This window comes from Bacillus sp. Marseille-Q3570, assembly GCF_946151055.1.
Lineage (GTDB): Bacteria > Bacillota > Bacilli > Bacillales > Fictibacillaceae > Pseudalkalibacillus.
In genome coordinates this window covers 208,196-220,139 of sequence record NZ_CAMGYZ010000005.1, presented here as the reverse complement: position 1 = coordinate 220,139, position 11,944 = coordinate 208,196, and the positions used below count along the sequence as shown (strand labels likewise).

Here is an 11,944-nt window from a genome sequence, read left to right as displayed (position 1 = left end):
CCGGAACGATTATATGGGATTTATGGAAAAAGACCTCCATCAATTTTTGACGGAGGTCTTTCATTATTTAATAGAATTGAAGTTGTGTTAGTAATCTGTTTATCACTGTTGCTGCTTCTGCACGTGTTACCGTATCTTTAGGTGCGAGGACCTCAGCAGTTTTACCGTTGACAATCTGTTGATCAATTGCGATGGCAAGTCTCTCTTTTGCCCACTCGCCTACTTCACTTCCATCATTGTATGATGACAATAACGTTAAGTCTGGTGACTGTTCACCGTTTACTAACTCAAGACCACGGATTACCATCGTAATCATCTCTTCACGAGTTAATGTATTCAATGGCTTGAAGGTACCTTCTTCATATCCGTAGATTAAGCTGGAATCATGAGCTGCATAGATTGCCTCGTTATACCATTCCGAACTTTCCACATCCGAAAATACATTTTGATTTCCGTCCTTATTGGAAAGAAGCCCTAAAGAACGTGTAATCATTGCTGCAAATTCAGCTCGGTTGACTGACCTTTCTGGTTCAAACTCCTTATCATTCACACCTTTGACGATCATTTTGGAAACCAGGTCTTCAATATCACCTTTTGCCCAATGATCACCCACATCTTCAAATTGTTTTTCAGATGTTTTTACAAGAGCATAGATGCTGTTCCCATTTCGATGGAAGATCGCCCAATACTGGCCGTTTTCATCCTGTTCAATCGTGGTTGGTACAGATTGATAAGTTTTATTAACAGGATCCAGTACCACAACCATCATATCATCCAGGTCTGACGGGTTATTTATTGGAATTCTACGTTCGACAAATTGATCACCATATGAAGTTACAGTTGTGGAGGTTCCATTTTCAACGATTTGTAAGGAAAAATCAATAGGCTGACTGATCAATTCAAAGAAATGATCTTTCGCAATTTCCTCCAGGTTCTGTGTGATCTCTTCAGCCACTTTTTTGATACTTACCTGGATATAAGAATTTTCATCATCTGTATAAGCATCAATCGTATTGATCGGAAGCTTAAATGATCCTAATTGTGTCTCGATATAGAAATCTTCATCGCCTGTCTCATTCATTTCTTTGATCAAGCTTTCATGAAGGTTCAATGCTATGTCTTCTACATTCTCTTTATATTCATAGAGACGTTGATACGTCGTGATGCGTCTGACAATTTTCGCGTTGTCTAAATCAAACAAATCGGAAGGCTCATTCACGGAATCATTATTGGAAGCTTCCTCATCGCTTGTAGTATCTTCTCCACTATCAGGTGTTGTATTGTCCTCTCTTGGAGTTTCAGTATCACCGACAGTTTCTCCATCTGTTGGTGGAGGAGGTTCTTCTTCAGCTGGTTCCTCGATAAGAGGTTCTTCAATTGAAAAATCAAATGTCGCCATTTCCGAAGTCTTTTCTCCAGCATATGCCTGAAGGCCAAATGTTACTGCCTCCCCGACCAATTGCTGATGATCCGCTTCAGCAAAAGTAAATTGAAGATCTGTCAGTTGAGTATCATCTATAGGTAGAAACTCGTTCATGCTAGTAGTTTTATAAAATAACTTGTAGTAATCAGTGGTAACCGCGTCCCAGGCGAACAATAAATTATTGTCAAGATCCTTGACGACTGTAAAATTAGTCGGTGTTACTGGAGCAAATGTATAGCTTGCTGTAGTTTTCTCCGATGTGTACGTTCCAATAATAGATTGAACAGAGAACGTAATGGTTTGTCCAGCCCATTTATTATATTCATCTTCACTTAAAGTAAGTTGGTTATCCACTATTTCATTTGAGATTAGAAGCTGATCATCTGTTGATTCTCCAGTGTTATAGGATACCTGATAATAATCTGCAGTCATGTTATCCCAGCTTAGTTGGAAACTGTCATCTGTATTCATAACAGCTTGTAAATTTTCAGGCTTGCCATCGATAATATCTTGCACGCTATTAAACTTATAAATCGATTGGTTCTCTGGAGCATACAAGAATACGTTCTCAGCAGCATTGATTGAAGCAAGTGAGATTTCATAAGGGAATGAAGCGTCTTTAGAATTTGTTAATTTCGAATAAACACCTGTTGAAGAAATTATATAATTACTAGATACATTTAGAATATTTTCGTTGTAATTCCATAATTCATTCGTAAGGTCTGCTTCCGATATTTTTTGTTGTGCGTAATAAATATGTTCACCATCTAGTACAACATTACGCATAGACACATTGAAACCATAGCCATCATCATAATCTGTTTTTCGAACGTCTAGGATATCATTTGTGTTCAATGCATACAGATGAGACCCTGAAGAATCAGATTCTCCAATGTAAAGAGTATTTTTTGTACTATCATATTCAATATCCGGCGCAAAAAAACTATATTCGTTTGTAGCTAATCCTTCTGCAATTACGGTTTCAATATTATCAGCTATATTGATTTTATAGACATCTGTCCATTGATCTTCCATTACATAAAATAAGGTTTGGCCATCGGTTGCAATTCGATATGGATTTTGTTTGGTTAAGATATTTGATTCAATACCAGTACTTATATCGATAACCGTAATATATGTACTACCGAAATCCGCAATGAAAAGTTTTCCATCCACTAGGTCAATATCCGATGGAAAAGATCCTACAGTTTGTTCTTTTTTAACTTCTAAGGTTGCTGCATCGATTGTTAATAGTTTATTGGTACCTTCTGAAATAGCATAAATTTTTTCGTTAGTTTCGTCCAAAACCCAATCAGTAAGATCTTGATTCAGTGTTACCTTCTGATTTTGAACTGGGTATTGTTGAACAGTTAAAGATGTAGGTAAAGCATAACTCTTTTTATGTATACTCATGTTGTCAGCATCAAACAGATAAACTTCTGTCATCGAAGGTACAAGTATATATTCTGTCTCGAAAGGAAGCATTTCTACCTTAAAATATTCGTTTCGGTCGTAAATTGCATTATTAGTCAGAACAAAATGTTCCGTCACATCTAATACCGTTTCTACATGGTAATCATGTTTATATGTACCATTAATGACTTCTAAATTATCTTGTGCTAAACTTTTTCCTGCATAAAAAGCTTCATTATTATCAAGTAACAATTTCCTCTCTGGTGAAGGAAATCCATAACCTGTATCGTAAGTAGATTCCGAAATAATCGTATTCGAATCTAAAGATACTTTATAAATATTTGAACCAGATGATCCTGATTCCGCTATATATAAGATTCCTGATTCATTAGTTACTAGATCGGGGTTATAAAACGTGTCAGATGACGAATCTTCACCAATATCTAATGCGGTTTCTTCTTGAGTTGTCAGATCTACAATTCGGATTTCACTATGTTGATCGTAGGCATAATATAATTTCTCATCTATAACCTCAATACTGTATGGTGATTGTGTCAATGAGATTGTTTGTGTTTCATCAACTGTAAAAGTTGAAAGATTAACCATTTCCACCTTGTTTTGATCCAGCATTGCTACGTAAAGTGTGTCTCCAATTAAATCTAAATCACTTAATCCAGTTCCAAAGTTGATCGTCTTAGTTATTTCGAATGTGTTTCTGGAAATAACCAATAGATTACCTTCCTCAGTAATTGCATAGATGTTTGAATTTCCATCATCCAGTACCCAATCTATCAACTGTGAGTTGATTGATAATGTTTGCTCCGTTTCAATCGCATTAGCTTTTGAGAATGGATAACCCAATACTGTCCCTAACAGAAGTAAGGCTGCCATCACTCCATTAAATATTCCCTTCAAACCAATCCCCCCTAAAAAATAAAAAAGCCTTGCATGAAAAAGACATGCAAGGCCAAGGCATACAGTAAAATTATTTTTTACTGGTAACCCGGCGATCCTAGCACGATATAGTGCCTTAGACCCGTAGCTTTGCGTCACCAGCTTTCACTGGTTTTGCCTTTTTCAGATAATTAGTACTATTACAATGATACTATACCATGGTTTTTTGTCAATATTTGTCCTTTTTTTCATACTTTTGTTCTAATACAAGTAAAATTTATATGATGGTTCTCCCTGAAATGGAATATAACTTTATCTCCTTACAAAGAAATCTGTAATTTTCCATCTAATTTCCTATCTTTACCTAATAGGTTGGGAGATTACAAGGGATGTGATAATATACAAATTATAAGTTATAATATGGAAATTAAGTTTTATTTTTCAAACTAACTAGGGGGATGAGTATCGCTTGAGACATTTTAGTAAAGTATTAACTGGATTTACCATTGTTTTCGCTTTGTTTATAATCACCAATGTAAATGTAAAGGCAGCAGAAGATATACCTATTAAATGTGAATACGAACCAGTACAAGGTGTCAACCCGGATTATCAAACTATGAATTGTCTATTAACAGAAACAGCATTAGCTAACAATATTCCACCTGAAATCGTTAAAGCAATTGCAGAGGGTGAAAGTGGAGACTGGAAACATTTTGATGAAAATGGTGAAGTCATTATCACTGATGACAACGGTATAGGCATCATGCAAATTACAAACAAAGCTAACTATGATGAAGATCGATTGAAGAACGATATACTCTACAACATTCAATCTGGTGTAGAGATACTAGATTACATGTTTGAACGAGCCGACTTACCGACCATAAATGGTGGCGAAAGTGATGTCATTGAACACTGGTATTTCGCTGTTATGGCGTACAACGGTACAAAACCTGTCAACAGTCCAATAGTACAGGCAACGGGCGAGAAAAACACAAATGCTTACCAGGAGAAAATTTTCAATATTATTGAAAACTTCAATTTGGTAGAATTAAAGAATTTACCGTTTACACGGGACGATTTTGAATACGATAGTAATAGCGACGATAACATTGAATTTGTAACAATGAACTACGATTTTGATCTACCTTTGACTAAATCACGACATCATTTCCAAAAAGGTTATGAAGCAAAAGCTACATCTACTGTTAATGTAAGAACTGGTCCCACTACCGATAGTACTTCTAAAGGAAAGTTAAGCGCTGGTGAAGTGGTAAAGATTACAGGAGCATATATATACGAAGAAGTTAAGAATAGAAAGAATCATTTCGTATGGTATCCTATAAAACGAAAAGATGGAACCACTGGATATGTTGCATCAAGTTATCTGAAGTTCAATTTTAATGACGTACCAATCGGGCATTATGCTGAAGAAGAAATCTACTATTTATATGATCGGAGTATCCTCTTAGGAATTGGAGATGGAAAGTTCGGTTTAGAACAAGAATTGACCCGTTGGCAAGCTGTATTGCTGCTTAATCGGGCAAACCACGTCTCTCTAGAAAATAGACCGGATCCTGGATTCACTGATGTACCTGAGGATTATCAATATTATAAAGACATTGCTGCTGCAGTTGATGAAGGTTTGTTCAATGGAGTTTCTGAAACAGAGTTCAATCCGAATGCTACCCTGACACGCCGGGAAATGGCTGTCGTCTTGCAAAGACTTTATGAGTTTCCAGATACATCATCAAAACATCCGTTCACTGACGTACCTGATGGAAAATGGTACTCTGATGCCATCAACCGACTGTATCACGCTGGTATAACTGACGGAATGACAGCAACCACCTTTGGACCACTACAAAACGTGACTAGAGAACAGTTTGCAGTCTTTCTAGTACGATCGATGAATGAAGAGTATAGAATGAGATAAAATAAGAACCTGAGTGGAAATATAACCTCCAAACTCAGGTTCTTTTTGATATATTTTGAAGTGAACATAGCAAACTGTTTAAATTCATATTTTTTCTATTTAACCAATAAAAGCTAATCTGATAAGTTACCAGATTAGCTTTTAATTTAATTATTTGCTAGATACTCCATCTTTCAATTGGTTATTCATGTTATCAGTTAATTCAGCATCTTTAAATTCAACTGTCACACTATCTGAAAGATTGATTGCATCTGTTAAAGTAACTTTCAAATCACCATTAGCATCAACTGCATAACTTGAACCAGCATCTTTACCGTTAACTTTTACAGTAATTCCTTCAAAGAAGTTGCCATCACTATCTAAGTCAACAGATTTAATTGCTTCTGAGAAGTCTACAACTAGTTCATTACTTCCATTTACAGTCAGAGAAGACTTCACTGTTGGAGCTACGTTTTCATCCAATGTTAATTGAGCAGTATTTTCATCTTTTGCAAGTGTATTTCCAAACTGGTCAGTTAAGTTCGAAGCTTTAAAAGTGTAATCTCCATTAACTGTAACAAAAGATTCAGGCAAAGTAATTTGTACATGGTTTCTGTCATTCAGGAACTTGATATCAGTATTAGATGGAAGAACTTTACCACCGATGGTATAGTTAGAAGTATTTAATGCAGAGTTACTCATTCCATCTTTATGTGTACCAGCAAACGTAATATCAATCACATTATTATCTTCAGATATCGTAGTTGTAACAACTGCTCCTGGTTTAGCACCATCAGCAACAGGTCTAACTACTGTAAAGTTTACTTCTTTTGAGTTTTTATTGTCATAGTTGTCAGATATTGCTTGAGCAGCAACGTCTAGGTTATAGTTCTTACCTGTTTCGAAACTAGTTGAATCAGCTAATACTAATTCCAACTTATTTTTAACTGGCTTTCCATCAATGATTACATGATTTGAAGTTGCAACTGCAAATGATTTAGATGTTTGTTGAATCCCATCAATTGTTTTAACAGTTAATGAATTTACAGTATTCGGCAATACTTCTTCATTAAATTCTAAAATAATTGTGCCATCTGCTTTTGCTGAAGCACTCGATAAAGAAGCAGCAGTAGTATCAGCTGTAAATGTTGCATTGAACTTTACTTCTTTCATTGTGTTAGGAGTTTTTGCTTTGTCAGCGAAATCTTTAACAACTACTTCAGATGTAAAGAACTTTGTGTTTGAACTAAAGTAAGATCCGCTATTTGCTTTTTGAACATCTACAGTAAATGTTTTATTGTCAGTAGTTGTAAGATCATTAGTGTCAACTTTTACCCCACCAATAGTTACAATTCCTTTAGTAACTTCTTCAGAGAAAGTTAGCGATAGTTTGTTACCATTTACTGAAGTAGTAACAGTCGGAACATCAGAATCTACAGTCTCAGATGGTACAGTAAACGATAAAGTAAGATGTTCAGCTTTATTAGGCGCAGTTGCTGTATCGTAAGCTCCTACAATATCTACAGTGTAACTCTTTCCGACTTCCAAATTAGAAAGTGTAATTGAGTCAGCTCCAACAGTTGGAGTTGTTTCTACACCATTAATTGATACTGTACCCGCTGTAGAAATATCTTCAGTGAAAGAAACTTTTGCATTAGCAGTTCCATCAGCATTATAAGTATAGTCAGTTCCAGATACTGTTGGAGCAACTGTATCTTTATATGTCATGACCGAAACAAACTTATTAGTTTTAATAGCATCACCATTAGAATCTTTTTCAGCTGTTTCTAGAGGTAATACTGTTACTGTAGCATTAGAAACTTCAGTGTTATCTAAAGTATAAGTTACAGATTTTCTGTCTGTAGAAAGAACTGCTTTACTATCAGTTTTACCTTCTAAGCTAAAAGCAGTTAGTAAGTCAGCTTCTGTCGTATCACTCGCTAGTGCTTTATTTAACTTAACAACCACCTCTTTAGCGTTAATCGCACTTACGCTTGTAACTGCAGGAGCAGCTGTTGCTTCGATCGCACGGTGGATCATTACTGCGAAGTCAGCACGCTTTACGTTAGCTTTAGGATCAAAAGAAGTATCAGTTACACCTTTGATGATTCCGTTGTTGTAAGCTACTTCAATGTAAGATTCAGACCATCCGCTTACGTCTTTGAATGGAGTTGCTCCACCGCCAGTAAGACCATAAGCTTCAACGATGATTTTAGCAGCCGCTTCACGAGTAAGTTCTCCTTCAGGGTTGAACTTTCCTTCATATCCTTCAAAAATTCCAGCATTTGAAGTTGCGCGTACTGCATCGTAGAACCAGTTTCCAGAGTTTACATCTGAGTAATTCTCAGTTCCTGATGGAACAAGACCTTTTGCAGACATAAGTACTTTTGCTGCTTCTGCACGAGAGATGTCATTCATTGGTTTGAATGTTCCGTCTCCGTATCCATTAAGATGACCTTCAGAAGTAAGGTACATTACTGCATCTGCGTAGTAAGAACCGCTTGGTACATCAGTAAAGCTTTCTGCAGCTTGAGAAGCAACTGGTGCTGCTACTGATGCTACGACAGCCGCTGACAATGAAGTGGCCATGAACTTACGGTAAGACTTTGGTTGGTAAGCCATAATTGTATTTCCTCCCTTTAATATGTAAAAAATTTATTTATTTAACCAGCCTCTGAGATCATGGTTGCAGATCTTAGCAATCTACTAATTTGTCACTTTATGTAACAAATACAACAATCCCCACCCCAGCAAACTAGTAAATAACAATGTCAATGAGCCTAAAACTTTAGTTTTACATCACTCAGTATAGTAACCAACATATTCCATGTCAATATTTATTTTCCTAAAATAGAAAGTTAAGTATTTTATGGTTTCATTTGGTTACTATGCATAATTTTACATTAAAATCGATGGATTTCAAGTTAAATTTGTAAAGTATTCCAATTATTATACTAAATTATTGAAATTATTAGCCAAAATTTATGAAATTTGTCGATTACATACTTTATTTCGACCAATTCTCAAAAAACTTTAATGATTAATTGGACTTATCCCTACAAAGATTCTTTATACCTATAATTATTACAATTTTATCCTTATTCAATTTTAGGTTATTTTGTAACATTTTGTTATATAAATGTAAACTAATTAGATAATTTTGTATGATAAACTGAATTTTGTAAAAAGAAATCGAATAATAGGATAATAGAGCTTTTAGGGGAGGGACTTAAGTGTTTAAAAAAATACTTATAGCAATGTTTACGGTGGTCCTATCAGTAACGTGGATGATGACACCGAATGCGTTCGCTAGTTCTAAAGGGGAGCAGGTTGGCAATATCGCGAAGCAGTACATAGGAGTTCCTTACAAATGGGGAGGAACCACACCAAGTGGATTTGATTGTTCAGGGTTAATGACTTATGTATTCAATAAAGTCGGGGTGAACTTACCAAGGACATCTGCAGAGCAAGCTACAGTAGGTACAGCAGTTTCAAAATCGAATCTACAGCCTGGAGATATCGTTTATTTCTCAAATACATATAAAGCTGGTATTTCACATTCAGGTATTTATGTAGGAAATGGATATTTTGTCCATGCCGCTTCAAAAGGGGTTCAAAAGACTTCTATAAATGATCCTTATTATTGGGGTCCGAAATATACCGGTGCTAGACGAGTTTTTAAAGAAAAACAACCGAAGGCTACTGTATTACCAACTTTACCAAAAGGCCAATACCATGATGTAAAGAGTTCTTACTGGGGATATGATCAAATCACTTATTTATCCAAAAAGGACATCATTACCGGGTATGATCAAAGCTTATTCAAACCAGAAAATACGATCAAACGTTCAGAAGTAGCAGCTATGCTGGCAAAAGCATTCGATCTCACAATTGAAAACGGATCGCCAATTGCTCCCGATGTTCCAAACAACCACTGGGCAAAAGAAGAAATCAACGCAGTGATGAAAGCTGGATATTTTGAAGGTTATCAAAACAAGGAATTCAGACCTGAAGATTCAATTAAGCGTAGTGAAGTTGCTGCATTATTTACCAGAGTCTTTAACCTTGAAAAGAATGGTTCAAACATCAATTTCAAAGATGTTGCCCCATCTTATTGGGCATTTGATGAAATTCAAAATGTAACAAGTAATAACATCGCAAATGGATACTCAGACCAAACGTTCAAAGCCGAAGAAAAAGCAAGCCGTGCAGAATTCTCGATATTCTTATATCGTGCAATGACAAATTAAACATTATTAAACAGAAAGAAGGCTGATTCTCATAAAAAAGATCAGCCTTCTTTTTATTATTTGTTTTTTATCGCTCTTTCTATTAATGTTGCCATTTCAGCTCTGGTAATGAATTTGTTTGGTCGGATCGTTCCCTCTGGATACCCATTAATGATCCCTTTAGCATAAAGTGTTTGGATAGCTTTTAAGCCGTAATACGAATCTGATAAGTCAGGGAATGACTGATAGGAATCAGGCGGTGTAAATTCAAAAGATTTGGCGATCATGATTGCAGCATCTCCCCTGCGAATCGCCGTTATAGGTTTGAAAGTTCCATCAGGAAATCCTGATATGATTTGTTCCTCATATAACGATTGAATGGCTCCTGAGGCAAAGTAGCTTTTTTTCACATCTTCAAAAACCGTATCCTGTTGATTTGTATCCAATCCTAATACACGGGCAATGATTGTAGCCATTTCACCTCTGGTTATATCATTTTCAGGTTTGAAAGTTCCGTCGGTATATCCGTTAACAAGGTTTTGTTCCTTCAAAAAGAAGACAGCATCTCCGAACCAATCTCCACTTCTCACATCAAGAAAACCTTTGAAATCCGATTTTAAATTTACAGTTACGCTCTGACTCTTTGACATCTGCCCGATCGGATCTACTACTTTCATTGAATACGTATATTCCCCGTATCCTATTTGTTCTTCGTAAGTTGTTACATTTCCAGGAATCGTTTTTATCAGTTCTCCATTTCGATACAAATTATATTTCGTTAACTCTATTGGATAATTGGAGGCCTTCCACTTCAATTCAATTTTCCCTTTTGAAAGATCGACGGATTCAGATTGTCCAATTAATCCTGATATACTTTTAGGTTTATTTAAATAAGGTGCTTGGACTGATCCATAGCCAAATAAATCATCTTTACCTTTTTTTCCTAAATCTTCGGTATAAAATTGGATGAGCTTACGGATTTCTTTATTCGTTTTTAATGGGTATTTTTCCATATATAAAGCCAGTGCACCTGCCACATGCGGTGCTGCCATCGAAGTACCGCTGCTGACTGCATATTCTCCCCCAATGAAAGAACTTAAGATTTCATGTCCAGGTGCTGATAACTCTAAGGTTGGACCATATCTAGTAAATTCGGATAGCTTTTTTTCTTTATTAATCGATCCTACTGCGATGACTGATCCATACCTTGCTGGATATTGGACATTATCGATTCCCTCTGTATGTTGGGTTCCGTTACCTGATGCAGCGACAATCAAGATACCTTTATTATATACATGATCCATCATCGTTTTCAGGGCATAGGAACCCTGGGGGCTTGTAAGACTGAGGTTGATGATATCAATATCATGCTCAATTGCCCATTCCAACCCTGAAAGGACACTGGCTTGACTGCCGTTCCCCTCTTTATCCAACACTTTAACCGCGTATATAGATGCGCCTGGGGCAATACCGAGTGTACCGATTGTATTTTGTGCAGCCCCTACGATTCCGGCTACATGAGTACCATGTCCATTCAAGTCATTGTAGTTAGCCTCTTCATTAATGAAGGATATGCCCCCTGCCACTTTCAGATCAGGATGGGTTGGATCAATTCCTGTATCGAGAACTGCGACTTTAACACCTTTACCACTAAGACTTGATAACCTTGCAGGTTCCGGAATCACAGTTTTGTATCCCCAATCGATTATTTGTCCATCGGATTTTACAGGGCTGTTTTCTTCAATAAAAAGGACTCCAGGTTTTGTTCTAAGTTTGGATAAAGCCTCGTCGGATAAGTGAACAGAAACTGCATGAATGGTTTCGTATCTTTCATCTACTGTGCCACCGACAGAATGAATCAACTCTGTATTGATTTTATCTTTGAACGTGACGATATAGCTTTGTGTATCTGTGGTAGCTTGTGTGTCACTAGAATTACTTAATGCAAGTGCAACTAGTAAACTACATAGCACCTTTATGTACCATTTCAATCCATTACCTCCATTCATATGAAGAAGTTTCTTTATATTAACAGTATAAAACAAGCGAGTGCATTTAAGCACCCGCTGT

At 36.3% G+C, this 11,944-nt stretch carries 5 protein-coding genes and 1 riboswitch; of the genes, 2 read left to right on the top strand and 3 right to left on the bottom strand.

The window, feature by feature from the left end; genetic code table 11:
- Window positions 1-67 precede the first annotated feature (67 nt).
- On the bottom strand, window positions 68-3,727 hold the full coding sequence (locus tag N8M93_RS10820; RefSeq protein WP_261131741.1) for an S-layer homology domain-containing protein: 3,660 nt from the start codon (window positions 3,725-3,727) through the stop codon (window positions 68-70).
- Between the two features lie 103 nt (window positions 3,728-3,830).
- Window positions 3,831-3,919, bottom strand: a riboswitch (cyclic di-GMP riboswitch).
- A 427-nt stretch (window positions 3,920-4,346) separates the two neighbouring features.
- Here N8M93_RS10820 and N8M93_RS10815 point away from each other — a divergent pair.
- A complete protein-coding gene (locus N8M93_RS10815) occupies window positions 4,347-5,666 on the top strand; it encodes an S-layer homology domain-containing protein (RefSeq protein WP_261131740.1) in 1,320 nt (439 codons plus the stop codon).
- Window positions 5,667-5,816: 150 nt separating this feature from the next.
- On the opposite strand, the gene N8M93_RS10810 is transcribed toward N8M93_RS10815, so the two are convergent.
- Complete coding sequence (locus tag N8M93_RS10810) at window positions 5,817-8,267, bottom strand: S-layer homology domain-containing protein (protein WP_261131739.1); 2,451 nt, start codon at window positions 8,265-8,267, stop codon at window positions 5,817-5,819.
- A 611-nt stretch (window positions 8,268-8,878) separates the two neighbouring features.
- Between N8M93_RS10810 and N8M93_RS22795 the strand changes: the two genes are divergently transcribed.
- Window positions 8,879-9,895, top strand: coding sequence for an S-layer homology domain-containing protein (locus tag N8M93_RS22795; RefSeq protein WP_314728279.1), 1,017 nt, complete (start codon window positions 8,879-8,881; stop codon window positions 9,893-9,895).
- A gap of 56 nt (window positions 9,896-9,951) precedes the next feature.
- On the opposite strand, the gene N8M93_RS10790 is transcribed toward N8M93_RS22795, so the two are convergent.
- Complete coding sequence (locus N8M93_RS10790) at window positions 9,952-11,865, bottom strand: S8 family serine peptidase (RefSeq protein WP_261131737.1); 1,914 nt, start codon at window positions 11,863-11,865, stop codon at window positions 9,952-9,954.
- Between the last annotated feature and the right edge of the window lie 79 nt (window positions 11,866-11,944).

What these genes read in the sequence shown, in the direction of transcription:
- N8M93_RS10820 (WP_261131741.1), bottom strand. Translation starts at nt 3,727, where the DNA reads ATGGCAGCCTTACTTCTGTTAGGGACAGTATTGGGTTATCCATTCTCA.
- N8M93_RS10815 (WP_261131740.1), top strand. Translation starts at nt 4,347, where the DNA reads ATGAATTGTCTATTAACAGAAACAGCATTAGCTAACAATATTCCACCT.
- N8M93_RS10810 (WP_261131739.1), bottom strand. Translation starts at nt 8,267, where the DNA reads ATGGCTTACCAACCAAAGTCTTACCGTAAGTTCATGGCCACTTCATTG.